Annotated in this window: 17 protein-coding genes and 1 pseudogene; 12 read left to right on the top strand and 6 right to left on the bottom strand. The window is 42.6% G+C overall.

What is annotated here, in order from left to right:
• Positions 1-73: 73 nt before the first annotated feature.
• From ACPZ3T_RS22490 to ACPZ3T_RS22475, 4 genes are all read left to right on the top strand, one after another.
• Positions 74-1,057 (top strand): molybdopterin-dependent oxidoreductase, encoded by a 984-nt coding sequence (locus tag ACPZ3T_RS22490; RefSeq protein ID WP_490271660.1) that lies wholly within the window; start codon positions 74-76, stop codon positions 1,055-1,057.
• Positions 1,054-2,520, top strand: a complete 1,467-nt coding sequence (locus tag ACPZ3T_RS22485) for an adenylate/guanylate cyclase domain-containing protein (protein ID WP_490271655.1) — start codon at positions 1,054-1,056, stop codon at positions 2,518-2,520. The genes ACPZ3T_RS22490 and ACPZ3T_RS22485 overlap by 4 nt, the downstream gene beginning before the upstream one ends.
• Before the next feature lie 78 nt (positions 2,521-2,598).
• Positions 2,599-3,444: a class I SAM-dependent methyltransferase gene (locus tag ACPZ3T_RS22480; RefSeq protein WP_490271654.1), complete on the top strand. Its 846-nt coding sequence runs from the start codon at positions 2,599-2,601 to the stop codon at positions 3,442-3,444.
• A 90-nt stretch (positions 3,445-3,534) separates the two neighbouring features.
• The gene (locus tag ACPZ3T_RS22475; protein WP_490271653.1) at positions 3,535-4,242 is read left to right on the top strand and encodes an HD domain-containing protein; all 708 of its coding nucleotides are present in this window, start codon (positions 3,535-3,537) and stop codon (positions 4,240-4,242) included.
• Positions 4,243-4,524: 282 nt separating this feature from the next.
• Here ACPZ3T_RS22475 and ACPZ3T_RS22470 read toward each other — a convergent pair whose 3' ends face one another.
• The 3 genes from ACPZ3T_RS22470 to ACPZ3T_RS22460 form a co-directional block, all read right to left on the bottom strand.
• Positions 4,525-5,265, bottom strand: a complete 741-nt coding sequence (locus tag ACPZ3T_RS22470) for a phycobilisome rod-core linker polypeptide (RefSeq protein ID WP_490271651.1) — start codon at positions 5,263-5,265, stop codon at positions 4,525-4,527.
• A 211-nt stretch (positions 5,266-5,476) separates the two neighbouring features.
• The gene (locus ACPZ3T_RS22465) at positions 5,477-5,938 is read right to left on the bottom strand and encodes a hypothetical protein (RefSeq protein ID WP_490277335.1); all 462 of its coding nucleotides are present in this window, start codon (positions 5,936-5,938) and stop codon (positions 5,477-5,479) included.
• 85 nt (positions 5,939-6,023) lie between these two features.
• Positions 6,024-6,632: a phycobiliprotein lyase gene (locus ACPZ3T_RS22460; RefSeq protein WP_490271650.1), complete on the bottom strand. Its 609-nt coding sequence runs from the start codon at positions 6,630-6,632 to the stop codon at positions 6,024-6,026.
• Positions 6,633-7,315: 683 nt separating this feature from the next.
• Here ACPZ3T_RS22460 and ACPZ3T_RS22455 point away from each other — a divergent pair.
• From ACPZ3T_RS22455 to fghA, 7 genes and pseudogenes are all read left to right on the top strand, one after another.
• The gene (locus ACPZ3T_RS22455) at positions 7,316-7,483 is read left to right on the top strand and encodes an NblA/ycf18 family protein (protein WP_490271649.1); all 168 of its coding nucleotides are present in this window, start codon (positions 7,316-7,318) and stop codon (positions 7,481-7,483) included.
• Between the two features lie 235 nt (positions 7,484-7,718).
• Positions 7,719-8,273 carry a phycoerythrin subunit beta gene (cpeB, locus tag ACPZ3T_RS22450; protein ID WP_096577369.1) on the top strand — a complete coding sequence of 185 codons (555 nt, stop codon included), beginning with the start codon at positions 7,719-7,721 and terminating at the stop codon, positions 8,271-8,273.
• A gap of 79 nt (positions 8,274-8,352) precedes the next feature.
• Positions 8,353-8,847 (top strand): C-phycoerythrin subunit alpha, encoded by a 495-nt coding sequence (gene cpeA / locus ACPZ3T_RS22445; protein WP_490271648.1) that lies wholly within the window; start codon positions 8,353-8,355, stop codon positions 8,845-8,847.
• A gap of 181 nt (positions 8,848-9,028) precedes the next feature.
• The gene (cpeY, locus tag ACPZ3T_RS22440) at positions 9,029-10,315 is read left to right on the top strand and encodes a C-phycoerythrin alpha-cysteine-82 phycoerythrobilin lyase CpeY (protein ID WP_490271647.1); all 1,287 of its coding nucleotides are present in this window, start codon (positions 9,029-9,031) and stop codon (positions 10,313-10,315) included.
• A 193-nt stretch (positions 10,316-10,508) separates the two neighbouring features.
• A complete protein-coding gene (locus ACPZ3T_RS22435) occupies positions 10,509-11,123 on the top strand; it encodes a HEAT repeat domain-containing protein (RefSeq protein WP_490271646.1) in 615 nt (204 codons plus the stop codon).
• Between the two features lie 92 nt (positions 11,124-11,215).
• Positions 11,216-11,365 (top strand): annotated as a pseudogene (locus ACPZ3T_RS22430) (IS982 family transposase); the annotation flags it as partial.
• 55 nt (positions 11,366-11,420) lie between these two features.
• Positions 11,421-12,269, top strand: coding sequence for an S-formylglutathione hydrolase (gene fghA, locus ACPZ3T_RS22425; RefSeq protein ID WP_490271645.1), 849 nt, complete (start codon positions 11,421-11,423; stop codon positions 12,267-12,269).
• Here the strand turns inward: fghA and ACPZ3T_RS22420 are convergent.
• Positions 12,242-12,373: a hypothetical protein gene (locus ACPZ3T_RS22420; RefSeq protein WP_490271644.1), complete on the bottom strand. Its 132-nt coding sequence runs from the start codon at positions 12,371-12,373 to the stop codon at positions 12,242-12,244. The two genes, fghA and ACPZ3T_RS22420, sit on opposite strands and share 28 nt — an antisense overlap.
• A gap of 33 nt (positions 12,374-12,406) precedes the next feature.
• Between ACPZ3T_RS22420 and ACPZ3T_RS22415 the strand changes: the two genes are divergently transcribed.
• Positions 12,407-13,198 (top strand): Tab2/Atab2 family RNA-binding protein, encoded by a 792-nt coding sequence (locus ACPZ3T_RS22415; protein WP_490271643.1) that lies wholly within the window; start codon positions 12,407-12,409, stop codon positions 13,196-13,198.
• A 178-nt stretch (positions 13,199-13,376) separates the two neighbouring features.
• Here ACPZ3T_RS22415 and ACPZ3T_RS22410 read toward each other — a convergent pair whose 3' ends face one another.
• Both ACPZ3T_RS22410 and ACPZ3T_RS22405 read right to left on the bottom strand, forming a co-directional pair.
• A complete protein-coding gene (locus tag ACPZ3T_RS22410; RefSeq protein WP_490271642.1) occupies positions 13,377-14,654 on the bottom strand; it encodes a sensor histidine kinase in 1,278 nt (425 codons plus the stop codon).
• 169 nt (positions 14,655-14,823) lie between these two features.
• Positions 14,824-15,498: a response regulator transcription factor gene (locus tag ACPZ3T_RS22405; RefSeq protein ID WP_490271641.1), complete on the bottom strand. Its 675-nt coding sequence runs from the start codon at positions 15,496-15,498 to the stop codon at positions 14,824-14,826.
• Positions 15,499-15,506: the final 8 nt, after the last annotated feature.

Genomic DNA, 15,506 nt, shown 5'->3' with positions numbered 1-15,506 from the left:
GGGCGAAAGAGAGATGAGTAATATACGTAGAAATACTGTGTTTTTACTGAAAAACTCACTCCTCAGCATTGTAATGTTCACTGTTGTTGACTTGGGAGGTTGTACACAGCAACCTAGTGATGAACAACTGGAAGTATGGCGTAAAGAAGCGATCGCTCGCAATGCGGAAATTATGGCAAATCACGCCAAAAGCACTCAGCCAAGGCAGTGGAATTTAGTTATTCAAGGTCAAACCACCACTGGTAAAGACGTTACTTTAAATTGGCAGCAGTTACAATCATTGGCTACAACTCATGTCAAAACAATTGATGCTAATAACATCCTTCAGCCACATCAAGTTTTTGATTTTCGTGGTGTACCAGTATCGAGGCTGCTGCAAAAATTTGGTTATCAGGCTGATGTGACAGAAGTAACTTTTATTGCTTACAACTCTTATCAAGTAACAGTCAAGTTAGAAGATTTATTCAAGTATCCAATTATTTTAGCGATCGCCAATAATGGTAAACCTATCAGCCGTAACCAAGGCGGCCCGATTTATCTAGTTTTTCCCCATACTCAATACCCCCTGCTTAAACAGCTCTATCCGCAATCATTTTGGGTATTTTATATCAGTAATATCGTTGTGGGGACAGAACCAATCCGCCTACGAATAGGAAAGGAAGAATTTAACTCGGCTGATTTGGCAAAATTACCCCAAGTTACGATGTTGGCAACTGTTGGTTATCGTAGTGGGTGGCCGAGTGGCAAAGTCAAACTACATGGAGTCAATGTACGCAATGTTTTAGATTTAGCAAAAATAAAATTACCAGCTTCTGGGGAGCTTGTGGTGCAAGGTAAACAAACAACATACCACAACAAACTCAACCCAGTCAGATTAGCCTCTACTGACATCCAAAACTGTGACATTCTCTTGGTAACTAACTGGGGTGATGACAAACAACCCATCCCCGCCAAAATGGGTGGCCCGGTTACTTTAGCTTTTGGTTCTAATTGTCAGGCTCAAACTCGCGGTTGGTGGTGGGTAACTTTTGTAGAAGAATTGGTAATCAAACCATGAAATTTTGGGCTTTCCAGTCAATCCACACCCGGATAATGGCTACTACTACACTTTTATTGCTGAGTGTAATTGGTGTAATTGTCTCGGTGTGGGCAAAAAGTGAAAGTCGTTTCTATCAAGAAGAAAGTGTCAAGAATGCCAAATATTTTACTCAAGTATTAAGTTATACTTTGGGTAATGAGTTAGTAGAAGAGAACTGGAGTCAAATTCGCCTGACTTTTGATATACTTTTACGGGAAAATCAAGAGTTTTTGTATGTTTTTGTCTCCGATGCTCGCCAAGAAAATTTGATTGTGGCTAGTTCGCTCAATGATTTACAAAATCAGTATATTCCCGATGTTGTACCTGTACCTGTGACAAATAATGTTTTAGAATCGAGGCAAGGATTAACGGTAACAGAGACATTTATTCTCCGCGACATTTATTTTGCTGAAAATTTACGAGCCAAACGGGGTGAAAGAGTGATGGAAGTAGCCTCGGAAATTCGCTTCCCATCTGGCCAAAAAATCGGGAATCTGCGTTTAGGTTTGTCTTTACGTCGAGTTGACCGTGCTATTACTAGGGTAATCAATCAGGCGTTAGTAGGTGGTTTAATCAGTTTGGCAATTGGTTGGGTAATGGCGTATATCTTAGCCAAGCGTTTAAGTGAGCCTATTCGCCGTTTACAGGTAAGTGCAATGAAAATTGCGGCTGGTGATTGGGAACATCGCGCCCAAATTACCAATGCAGACGAAATTGGAGCATTGGCAACTTCGTTTAATGAAATGTCTGTGACTTTGCAGGGGTCGTTTAATAAGTTACAGAAGACTTTAAACTCCTTTGAGTTATTTGTGCCGAATAAATTTATTTTAGCGATCGCTCCCCAAGGAATTGAAAATATTATCGTCGGTTTAGCCGCTACCCGAACCATCACAATTTTATTCTGTGATATCCGTGGTTATACATCTATGTCAGAGCTAATGACACCACAAGAAATTTTTACATTTTTAAATGATTATTTGGCTTGTATGGGGAAAGCGATAGATCAAGCTGGTGGGTTTATTGATAAGTATATTGGTGATGCCATTATGGCTTTGTTTGATGATGTTGCTACTGATGGCGCACTACAAGCAGCAATTTTGATGCAGGCAGCTTTAGATAAATTTAATGATCAGCGCAGACAAAACGGTTTACCAAAAATTAGCGTCGGTATTGGTATTCATCGCGGTGAAGTGGTGATGGGAACAGTAGGTTTTACTTGCCGGATTGATTCTACCGTAGTCGGTGATGCTGTTAATGTGGCTTCCCGTGTGGAGGGCTTAACTAAGCACTATGGTTGTAGTATATTGATTACTGAGTCAGTAGTTAACAGTTTATCCTCACCAGAATTATTTTCTCTGAGATTAGTAGAGCAAGCGGTGAAATTAAAGGGCAAAGATGAAGCGATCGCTATCTATGAAATTGTCATGGGTGATGAGTATTGAGTAAAACATTTCTACTCTGCTGTTCCCAGGTTGACACCAAACCATGATAGAAATTGGTGTAAGTTTTGATAAAAAAGTATGCTTGATAATCAAAAAGTTGAATTACCCTATTTTGACCAATTACTAGAAGGATTTAGTCAAGGTAACACTGAACTAACTAAAGGCTTTGGTTTACACGTACATTGGGGCTACTGGGAAAATCCCAATTCATCAGATGGTTCAGTAGAGGATTTTGCTACAGCAGCAGAAAATTTAACGCGGCGAGTATGTGATGCTGGTGGGGCGACGAATGGGCAAAAGGTACTAGACTGTGGTTGTGGATTTGGTGGCACGATCGCTAGTTTAAGCGATCGCTTCAACAATATGCAGCTGACTGGTTTAAATATTGACCCCCGCCAACTCGCCAGAGCCAAAGAACAAGTCCAACCTCGTAATAATAATCAAATCGAATTTATTCAAGGGGATGCTTGCCAATTACCTTTTGCAGATAATTCTTTTGATTTGGTACTTGCTGTTGAGTGTATTTTTCATTTCCCTAGTCGAGAACGCTTTTTCCAAGAAGCATGGCGAGTGTTAAAACCAGGCGGTAAATTAGCTATTTGTGACTTTGTCCCTTTAAAATTTATCCGTCCTTTGATGAACATAGCCGCCAATGTACTGGGGCCAGGTGTTAGTAGCACCTATGGACAAGTTGATAGTAGTTTTACCCTAGACACTTATCGTCAACTTGCCCAAACTACAGGTTTTACATCCATCTTAGAAGAAGATATCACCGTTAACACCCTACCCACTTATCCACTACTCAAACGGCTTCAGCGTGAAATAGGTTATGAGCAATCTGCTAACTCTACAGCCATTGCTGAGTGGATTAGTCGCCTGGGGATTTTGCGTTATTTAATTCTTTCATATCATAAGCACCCCTAGAAGTTTAATTCATTAGTTAAGATGGTAGCGAAGTTCAGAAACCGGGTTTCTTGAAACCCGGTTTCTTGGATAAATTGCAGCTAAAAATTTTTGAGTATCAACAGTGCCAATCCTGCATCTATGCCTACAGAAAATCTTACGAATATTTTATTTCGTTACTGGCAGCATACACTCCAACCTTTTGGAGCTAATAAAATAAATCTGGAGACAGCTTTTGCTGAATTAGTAGATTCCTATTCTGCTCCTCATCGTTATTACCATAATCTAAAACATATTCATAATGTACTTGAGATTATTGAGACTTTAAAAACTTACACTGACAACTTACCAGCCGTACAACTGGCTGCTTGGTTGCATGATATTGTTTATGATCCACAAGCCAAAGATAACGAAGAAAAAAGTGCTGAATATGCCGATAAATTCCTCAGAAAGTTAGAAGTTCCCATTAACGAAATTAATACTGTTAAACGTCTAATCATCAATACGAAATACCATCAAGCCGATATTGATGATCTTGATAGTCAAGTTCTCTTAGATGCAGATTTGGGAATTTTAGCTGTTAATCCCCAAAAATATCGGGAATATGCCGATGCTATTCGTCAAGAATATTCCTGGTTATCAAAATCAGAGTATGTGGTAGCGCGTCAACGAGTTTTGCAAAAATTTTTGCAAAGGGCAAATATATACTTTACACCTTTGATGTTGGAATTTGCAGAGCTATTTGCTAGATATAACCTGAATACAGAAATTCAATTACTTTCCTGGGAAAATGAATCAATATACCCTGCGACAAGCTAAAGCTGCAAAATTAAAAATTGACAAAAAAAGATTAAGATTGAGTTCGTAGTAAGGACTTTAGTCCTTATTTTGTTCCCTGCGGGACGCTGCGCGAACGCGGAGAGTCTGTCTATGACACGCTATGCGAACGGAGAGAACGGAGAGAGAACTAAAGTTCTCACTACAAACCTTTAATTATTTAAAAGGGGTATAGGGGTGTAAGGGTATAGGGGTGTAAGGAAAAGACTTTTTTAAAGACGCGATAAATCGCGTCTTTAAAACAGGATTTTGGGCTACCAATTATTAGTATGGGCCGATTTGTGGCAGCACATTAAATATGGGTAGCAAATAGGAGCAGGCAATCAAAAATACAGCAGTAGCCAGTAGCCATAAAATTACATCCTTGTCAGAACTGCGTAAGAAGGTTTGTAAATTAAATGGCTGAAATTGTCTATACCCTCTCATGGAAGGTGGCAACTTGTCACGATAATCAGTGCCGTAGCGTGCCATCCGTTCAAAGGGTAACTCACCCTGAGAACGCTGGGGTAAAACTCGCCGCCGTTGGTAAGGAACGGTATTATCTCCAAAGTTATCTAGATATTCTTGACTGTTGAGCAATTCATCAATGAAGCCTTTGAGTCCTTTGGTGGCTAGGACAATAGACCACGCGAGTTTTTCGCGTTCGCTATAAATATTGCGTCCCAGAATCCTTTGTACGCAAAGTTCTACAAAGCGATAATTATTGTTAGCATCATAATTGAGCCGTCGGAATGAATCGGACAAAAGTAATCCTTGAATAAAATCTTTGACTGTTATCTGTCCGGCTTTGAGTTGCGATTCTAGGAAGATTTGACGATGATTTAACAGCATTTGCTGTTCATGAAAAATTTGACGATAGGCTGCCATAATCAAGGCATCCATTTCACTGGCTGACAGCAGGTTATCTGTTGTGTAAACTCTAGGCTGTTCATCACCAGGTATCTCAAAGCTAATCACACGCTGATTTTGAGATGAAGGGGCATACTCCAACAAAGGAATTGACATAATGAACACCTTTATGCTATGTGAAACGCACGTAAGAATTTCGCCATTGTCCCAAATGGTTAACAGCCTATTACCCCAAATTTTGAGTATGGGTGATGTAACTGCTACCCATTTAGGTAATCTCAAAATTCAGAATAGGCCTGTGTAGGTATTTAGACTCTTGATTTGCGAAACAAAGCAGCAATTCGTAACATTGGATTGTCAGTCTTGCTTATTCTCCCCGCCAAAATGCTAAGGGGTTTTGAGTGGGACGGCAGTCGGGATAATAACGCAGGTGAGAGGCTATAGTAGATGTCCTGGGGGGAGGTGCAATTCCCAAACCCAAGCAGAGGTGAGAGAGCGATCGCGCAAATTGTTCGTCGTGTCCTGGCAGCCCGACATGAGCATGGGCATATTCATGGACAACTAAGAACAACCAGTCTGCCGGCACTACTCGTCCCACATCAATTAGGATGGTAATGGGATTGGTATTGAGGTTGCAGATAGCATCGATACCAAAACGCTGGGCAATCGGAGCAGCAAAAATTTGAATAGGGGGCTGCTCCCAAGGGTGAAAACAATCGTGGCACGCTTGAAGATAGTTTTCCAGTTGTCTGTTCACCCCATCAATATGCTTACCGATCCAGGCACACAGAGGGATGCGGTTCTTAAGATCATGAACCACATCTATCATCTCTGAATCAAGAGCTAGACTCCTCACTCCATATAGGTAGTCTAACCCCCGTGCTACTGGATCGGTGCTGTTCGTAATGATTAATTTACCAACCAAAGAAGGAGAAGTGTTTTGTGGGTTGAGCCGCATGGTTAATCTGGTCAGGAGTTAGGTGAGAGTCCACCTCTGAAGCATCTGCAATCCGCAATTCTGTACAAAAGGTAGCAGTACTAAAACCGCCGAACCGTTTGACTGTGCTGGTTCGCATCCTGACGCTGGGGGTAACAAACCAAAATCTCTCAATTGAACTCATGGTTTCGTACTCAGTTGTCAGGACTAAGGCATCTTCATCATCCATGTGATAACGTCCTGCCACTGGGACAATTTCGGCATAGCCCCGTTCTCTTAATAATGAGCCTTGACGGGGATTATCAGCATCAGGAATCAGGGAGAACACCGTCGAGCCTTCATGATTTTCGTCTTCTCTATCCCATCCCATCGCACCTTGCCAAGTCACAAAAGCACCACCAATTGCTAATTTGGGGTCAACCTCATGGAGTTGGCAAATTTCAATCACTTGAGGATGATCGGCTGCTAGGGCTTGGACTTGAATATCAGATTCTCCTGCTTCCGCTCGCTTAAAAGCCAGGTGGTGTGTTGTGCGTTGCGATCGCCATTTCCCTGTACTTTTTTGAAAAAACTCCATTGCATCCATAACTTAAAAGCTAACTCCGAACAATAAATTGGGCAACCCTATGCTCATCAATTTTGACACTCCCCTGCCTAATCAAGTTTGCCTACGGCACGCTGCGCGAACGCTTTCGCTCACTTGCTTAAAAAGGCAGGGGATTCTTGGTTCAACGAGTCCACTTAACTTAAAGTCCTTGCGGTATCTAAGCCAGAGGTAGTTCTCTCCCCAAGCGTTAACTTTTGGTCTGCCCGACCATAGTTGCACAAAGTGCAAAATTTGTTTGAAGTTTAATGCTGTTCGTCTAGTACCTGCGAATCTTTTACCTACTTCCAGGTGATACTAGAACTACGAAGTAGAACCCCCTAGATTCATTTGTCAAGGTTCAGCTTCTGCGTGTTAGGCAGCAAATGGGTTTTTTAAGTGGTTGATTACCCTGCCACTGCTTGTAATTGTACCATGAACACGGCAACTAAAGTTGCCCGTGTCGCTTACCCTTCGGGAACGCTACGCGAATATCCACAGCCTGTAAGAATAGTGGTTTTCAGCTTCCCGCTCTCTTCTATAAAACCTTAGCGTCCCCAGTATTTACCTTTGTTTATTCGCAATCGTCTAAAAGTGTCCACTTGTCAAGTAGGTGTAACTTTTGTTAACCTTAGATTTAGAGGCTAAATAAACTGAATGTTGCGAAACACCGGAGAGCTAAAATTATGGAAATTCCAATGGAGCTAAATTTAGAGCAAAAATTTAATCTCAAACTTTATGAAGAACAAGTTAAAGGATTAAGCCAGGAAGAATCTCAAAAATTTCTGTTGGAGGTGCTAAGACAGTTAATGGTGAAAGACAATATGATTAAGCACCTCCTTAAGCAGCTTTAGGATCAACTCTCAGGAAAAACAATCAATCCCTTCGTTTCGCCCCTCTCAAACAATATTTGTGATATTTACCCCAGCCAGAAGTCTGACTGGGGTATTGTGTTGAGGATGTTAAGGATTGTTACTTACTTTCTCATAACTGAGACTGATACAAGGGTGATCTTTTATGTTCTATATTGTCTTGTTCAAGGAACAGACACTCAAGTTTTACAGATAACCAATATTCAAGGAGAGCGAAATGCTTGACGCTTTTTCTAGAGCTGTAGTTTCAGCAGATGCTAGCACTTCTACTGTATCTGATATTGCTGCCCTCAGAGCGTTCGTTGCTAGTGGTAACAGACGTTTGGATGCTGTAAATGCGATCGCTAGTAACGCTAGCTGCATGGTTTCTGATGCTGTAGCTGGAATGATCTGCGAAAACCAAGGTTTGATCCAAGCTGGTGGTAACTGCTATCCTAACCGTCGCATGGCTGCTTGCTTACGCGATGCTGAAATCATCTTACGCTATGTAACCTACGCTCTATTAGCTGGTGACGCTTCAGTTCTCGATGATCGTTGCTTGAACGGTTTGAAAGAAACCTATGCTGCTCTAGGCGTACCTACCACCTCTACCGTGCGTGCAGTACAAATCATGAAGGCTCAAGCAGCTGCTCACATTCAAGACACCCCCAGCGAGGCTCGTGCTGGTGCTAAATTGCGTAAGATGGGAACTCCCGTTGTAGAAGATCGTTGCGCTAGCTTAGTTGCTGAAGCTTCTAGCTACTTCGATCGCGTAATCTCTGCTTTGAGCTAATTAATTACAAATTGTAATTAACTCAACAGATTAACATCCAACACATTTTAAATTAAAAGCCTTTTGGGAGATTGAAGAAATGAAATCAGTTGTTACAACCGTTATTGCATCTGCTGATGCCGCAGGTCGTTTCCCCAGCACCTCTGACTTAGAATCAGTACAAGGTTCTATCCAACGTGCAGCTGCTCGTTTGGAAGCTGCTGAAAAGCTAGCTGGCAACATTGATGCCGTTGCAACTGAAGCTTACAATGCTTGCATCAAAAAATATCCTTACCTCAACAATGCTGGTGAAGCTAACTCCACCGATACCTTCAAAGCTAAGTGCGCTCGTGACATCAAGCACTACTTGCGCCTCATTCAGTACTGCTTGGTAGTTGGTGGTACTGGCCCATTGGATGAGTGGGGTATTGCTGGACAACGTGAAGTTTATCGCGCTTTGGGCTTACCCACCGCTCCTTACGTTGAAGCATTAAGCTTTGCTCGTAACCGTGGTTGCGCTCCTCGTGATATGTCTGCTCAAGCATTGACCGAGTACAATGCACTACTTGACTACGCTATCAACTCCTTGTCCTAGTCAATTGCTCAACTTGTAATTGGGTTGCAGGTGTAAATTGTTACCCATCAAGCCTAGGGTTTCTTCGCTCTTTGCTTTGCCTGTTAAGGTCGAGTGATGGCAAAGAACCTCTGGGCTTGTTTTGTTTTAGATTGGGGATTGGGGATTAGGGATTGGGGAGAAAAACTATTGACTATTGATTATGGATAAACGGTTTTTTAATTTTTTTAATCTTACAGAAGAACAGGCGATCGCACTTTTGGATACGCCTCCAGATCAGTTGAGTGAGGATGACTCACGTTATATTGCGGCGGCTCATTTAGTCAACTTCCCCACAGAACCCTCAATTAATGCACTGATGCGGGCAGTAGAGCGCACTGATCCCGATTTGGATAACCGTATCGTTCGCCGTAAGTCGGTGGAAACTTTGGGAAAACTCAAAGCTACTACGGCTTTACCAGTGATTCGCACTTGTCTAGGTGATGATGACTGCTATACAGTAGAAAACGCTGTATGGGCAATTGGTGAAATCGGTACGGATGAACCCGATTTACTGGAAGAAGTAGCCCAGCTACTAGACAAGCCAGGGCAAACATATAGAGTAATTATTCATACACTGACAAAATTTAATTATCAACCTGCCCTAGAACGGATTCGCAGATTTGTAAATGATGCTGATCCACCTACAGCCAGTGCTGCAATGGCTGGAGTTTGCCGCTTAACTCAAGATTATGCTCAGATGGATAAAGTGGTGGCAATATTACGACATCCCAATGTCTTAGGGAGGCGGTTGTGTATTCAAGATTTGATGGATGCTCGTTATTATGATGCCATTCCTGATATTGCTCGGTGTCCAGTTTCTCTAGTTTTTCGGCTACGTGGTATCAGGACATTAGCACAAGCAGGTATTTCTAGCGGCGCAATCACCTTTGCTCAAATTCAACCCTATTTAGAGCAGACATTATACGACCATCCCCAAAATTTAAATTTGGTGCATAGTTATAATAACTTACCTGAATTGTCAGTTTTAATACGTGGCTTGTATGAGACAGACTTTGGACGCTGCTATTTAGCTAGCAAAACTATTTTGCAACATTACGCCGATGCTGCACCAGAGGCTTTGTTTGCTACCTATGCCGAAGAAGCCAACAATGATTATGGGGCGCATTTCCATGTCATGAAATTATTTGGTTGGTTGAAACATTCCCCAGCCTATGATTTATTAGTGGAAGCATTGTATAACAAACAACCACAATTTCAAAAATCACGAGCAGCAGCTGCGATCGCTCTCGGTGAACTCGGTGAATCACGGGCAATTCCCGAACTGAAAGCCTGTTTAGAAACCAAAATCTGGGATTTAAAGTATGCAGCTTTGATGGCATTAGAAAAACTCGGCGATACCAGCAGTTATCAGCAACTCGCCAACGATGATGATTGGTTGATTCGGGAAAAAGTCAACTCGAAACTGCAACTCAGTATCTCAATATAAGTATTGGGGGATTGAAGAAGCAGGGGAGCAGGGGAGCAGGGAGCAGGAGAGCAGGGGAGCAGGGAGCAGGGGAGCAGGGGGGCAGGGAGACAAGGGAGACAGGGAAGACAAGGGAGACAAGGGAGTAATTCATGCCCAATACCCAATGCCCCATGCCCATTTTGAATTTTGAATTTTGAATTTTGAATTTTTTATGACTACAGAAGAATTATTTCAACAACTAAGACACCCTAACCCACACCTGCGTGATCAAGCAATGTGGGCTTTAGCTGAAAATCCAGATGCAACAGTGATTCCTAGATTAATGAGTATTCTGGATGAGGAAGATACCACCTATCGACGTGCTGCTGTCAAGGCTTTAGGCGCGATCGGCCCTGATGCGGTGACTCCTCTGGTAGAAGCGTTGCTTAATAGTGAAAATGTGACTGTTCGGGGAAGTGCGGCTAAAGCACTAGCGCAAGTTGCTATTAATCATCCCGATGTTCCCTTTGCGGAAGAAGGTGTACAGGGTTTAAAGACTGCCCTCAATGATCCTAACCCGGTAGTACATATTGCGGCTGTCATGGCTTTGGGTGAAATTGGTTCTCCGGTTGTAGATGTTTTAATTGAGGCATTGCAAACTACAGATAACCCCGCGCTGGCAATCTCCCTAGTCAATGCCCTTGGCTCAATTGGTGATGAGCGAGGTGTAGAGGTTCTAACTTCTCTAATTGAGGATGAATCTACCGACTCCTATGTGCGGGAGTCTGCCACTAGTGCGTTATCTCGCCTAGAGATGACAATGAAATTTCAGAGAGGCGAAAGATAAGACTATTCTAAGGAGATTAAGTAACCTGAGTTCGGGATAAGGAAAGGGACAGGTAGTAAGCTGAAAATAACGAAAATCCAGCAACCTGCCCTATGTTTAGTTTAGATGTTTTGTTTTGCCAGGTAGATGATTTCTGTCAAGCATTTGAAGCGCAATGGCACAAACAGCGATTAAAGCATGAAGGAATCAAACGTATTCGGGCAAAAAGCCTATGTTTGAGCGAAATCATCACGATTGAAGTTTAGCAATACTAAATGACTGTACGAGTAGGTATTAGCTAGTGATAAATTACCAAAAATGATTAGCGTAAAACTCATCTCTGAATATAAAAGCTTTGGCGGCAAACTCGGCTTTTACTCTCATCACTCATCAGCCTGTAATAGCGAAATGCGTTTTGCTGTCTATCAGCCACCGCAAGCTAAACAAAAGCCTCTACCAGTTTTATATTTTCTCTCTGGTTTAACTTGTACTGAAGAAAATTTTATGGTGAAAGCTGGGGCGCAACGCTATGCGGCTGAGTACGGTGTGATGTTAGTTGCACCGGATACTAGCCCCCGTAATACTGGAATTGCTGGTGAAGATGATGATTGGGATTTTGGCACAGGTGCGGGTTTTTATGTGGATGCGACGGAAACACCTTGGCGATCGCACTATCAAATGTATAGTTATATCGTACAAGAATTACCTGCTATGATTGCGGCTAATTTCCCTGTACAGTCTGAAAATCAAGGTATTTTCGGCCATTCAATGGGGGGACATGGGGCTTTAGTTTGTGCAGTGCGAAATCCGAGTTTATATAAATCCGTGTCAGCCTTTGCACCCATCGTTGCACCGATGCGTTGTCCTTGGGGACAAAAAGCTTTGACTGGTTATTTAGGCAGCAATCAAGAAACGTGGCGCGCTTATGATGCTAGTGAATTAGTGCAGCAAGTGGGTTTTCACAGTGAAATTTTAATTGATCAAGGTACTGCTGATAAATTTTTAGAGACACAATTACTTACAGATGTCTTTGCTCAGGCTTGTAAAAGTGTTAACCAGCCTCTAAACTTACGATATCAAACAGGTTATGACCATAGCTATTATTTCATCGCTACTTTTATAGAAGAACACATTCGCCATCATGCGATCGCTTTTGGTTTAATGTAACGGATGGGGCATGGGGCATTGGGCATCGGGCATTGTGGGGTAAATATTTCTCCCTTGTCTCCCTTGTCTCCCTTGTCTACCTTGTCTCCCCCTGCCCCCTGCACCCTGCCCCCTGCACCCTACACCCCTACCAACTCATGACTCTAGTTTGGCAAGCTGATTTTTATCGTAGTCCGCACCAGGATAGTGCAGGTAATATTTTATGGGAGTTGTTGATTTGTGATGCAACTCGTAGTTTTGAATATACTGCTACTTGTCTCCAGTCTGAGGCGAATGCAAGCTGGTTAACTGAGCAATTACAGCAGGCGGCTGGGGGAAAGCTTCCTGATGTGATTCAGGTGTTTCGTCCCCAGTCGTTGAGTTTAATGGAAACAGCTGGCGGGAATTTAGGAATTAAGGTTGAACCATTACGGCAAACTGTGGCTTTGAAAGAATGGTTAACAGAAAAGCAATATTCCATAACTATAGATAAACCCCCTCCATTACCTTTACCGGAAAACCTTTGGGGGGAGGAGTGGAGATTTGCGACAATTGCGGCTGGTGATATTGTCGATTTATTTAGCGATCGCCCCATCCCAATTTCATCTATGCCAGAATCTCTACAACCGCTTAATTTGGGATTGTCATCAACAGCAGCCGTTCCCGGTGTGGTAATTTTTGGTGGTAGGCGATCGCTACGTTTAGCCCAATGGATACAATCAGTAAATCCTGTCTCTCTTCACTATGTTGCTGGCGCGCCGGATGGTTTAGTTTTAGAAGCTGGTTTAGTAGATAGATGGATTTTAGTAACTTTTGAAGATGCAGAAGTAGCGGCGGCGGCGAAAGTTTTTGAACAGCGCAAACAGCAAAGCAAAGGACTGCATTTTTTAATAGTACAACCTGATGATTCTGGAATGACTTACACAGGTTTTTGGTTGTTACAAGGGTAAGCTTTTGTGGTGTTGCTCAATTGACAGGTGACAGCTTATACCAATTCTGTATGAAGTTGCGCCAAATAAATGATGTAGAGACGTTGCATGCAACGTCTCTACAGTACAGAATAAAGTGCATCTTCATCAAAAAACGGTATTACAGGTTACTGATAACTGATAACTGATAACTGATTTATTATCCCTTCATAGGTAAATCAATTTGAAAAGTTGAGCCTTGACCAACTATACTTTTGACAGATATTTGACCTTGGTGTGCTTGGATGATTTGTTGAGCGATCGCTAATCCTAATCCAAAGCCGCCTGTTTGGCGAGAACGCACAGTATCTACTCGATAAAAGCGATCAAAAATATAGGGTAAATCATCGCTGGGAATGCCAATTCCATCATCTATAACTTGAACGATGGCGCGGTGGGATTGGGTGAATAGGCGTAATTTCACGTTACCCTCTGGAGGTGTGTATTTCAAAGCATTACTCAAGAGGTTGATGACAGCTTGTTTGAGTAAATTCGCATCAGCCCGAAGCATGATAGATTGTTCTGGTAGTTCGGTGCTGAAATAGAGATTTTGGGCAGTGGCTTGGGGTGTAAACTCTAAAGTGAGCGATCGCAATAATTCCCGCAAGTCAATCAGTTGTAATGTAGTTTCAGCTAGAGAACCTTCATTCCGTGACAAAAACAGCAAGTTATTAATCAGCACACTCATAGACTTAGCTGTTTCAACAATTTTTTGTAATCGCTGTCTTTGTTCTACAATATCTTCCGGTGGCATTAAAGCAACTTGGGCATTACTTAACACGCTCGCTACAGGTGTCCGCAGTTCATGGGAAGCATCGGCGGTAAATCTTTGTAATTGCTGATAAGCACGCCAAGATGGACGCATTGCCAAGCCACCTAAAAACCAACCCGTAATTCCAATCACACCGAACGTAATCGGAACACCCACAGCTAAAAACAACCGAGCTTGATTGAGACTATTTCGGAGAGAGTCCATCGGTGCGGCTGTTTGAAAGTAACCAATTAGCTCCTTATCTTGCACTATAGGAATAGTCACTTGGCGAACCCAAGATTGGTTTGTAGAAGACTGTACCACACCCCTAGTTAGTTGTAGCGTTTGAAACCCGGATTCCATAGTTAATACCTTATCACCCGATGAGCCAATAAACTGTACAAGTTGCTTCCTATCGTTATACCACCGGGCATATATCAACCCACCATTCAAGGAATTACCGTTTTCTGATAATGGTTGTTCCTGTTGATTTTGCCATTGAGTTTGATAAAAATAATACTGATTTTTTGTACCATAGCTTTTACTATGCTGAAACAGTTCATCATCAAAAAACCGTAATTGTTCTTCCACATTCAGACAATAACCCACCCCCGCAAAAGCAAATAAAATCCCCCCCATCGATAAAGCAAACCAGTGAGCAAGATTACGGCGGCTAGATTCAAACATTTTTTAATGGGAATTGGGAATATCAATTCAAAATTCAAAATTCAAAATACCCTACGGGAAGGCTTGCGCCTACAAAATTCAAAATGAAAGACTGTTTGGGAATGGGGAATTGGGAATTGGGTAAAAATTCTACCTTGTCTACCTTGTCTCCCCCTACACCCCTACACCCCTAATTAGGCGGATTCAACCGATAACCAACACGATGGACTGTTTCCAGCCAATCTCTTGCGTCTACGATTTGTAGGCGTTGGCGGAGGCGGCGTACTAGGGTGGTGATGGCGTTACTTTCGGGTTCTTCTCCGTAACTCCAGAGGGCTTGTTCTATTTGATCATGAGATAAGACTTGACGGGGGTGGCGCATGAGATATTCCATTAATTGAAACTCTCGGCTAGAAAGTTGAGTGGTGGCTGTACCTCGCTCAATAGTCAAACTGGCTAAATGTAAATGTAAATCTTCTAAGGTCAGGATATCACCTTGCCACATCGGCGATCGCCTACCTAATGCCCGCACTCGCGCTAATAACTCTAGCACGTCTACAGGCTTGACTAGGTAATCGTCAGCCCCCGCGTCTAAACCCATGACTTTATCAGCTACGGTGTCTTTTGCCGTCAACATCAACACCGGGGAGACTTTCCCCGCCCGACGATATATTTGACACAATTCTACCCCACTGACTTTAGGTAACATCCAATCTAAAATCAGTAAATCATAGTCCTTGCGAAAAGCGTACCATTGGGCTGTATCCCCATCTGCGATCGCATCCACTAAATGTCCACCTTTTAACAATGCTGCTCGCAGAGGCTCTAATTGCTCTGGATCGTCTTCTACAAGTAAAATCAGCATCCCACTTG

Source organism: Aliinostoc maniaoense, assembly GCF_058172895.1.
Note: the sequence above shows the minus strand (reverse complement) of the source record. Positions and strands in the feature narration are given on the sequence as shown.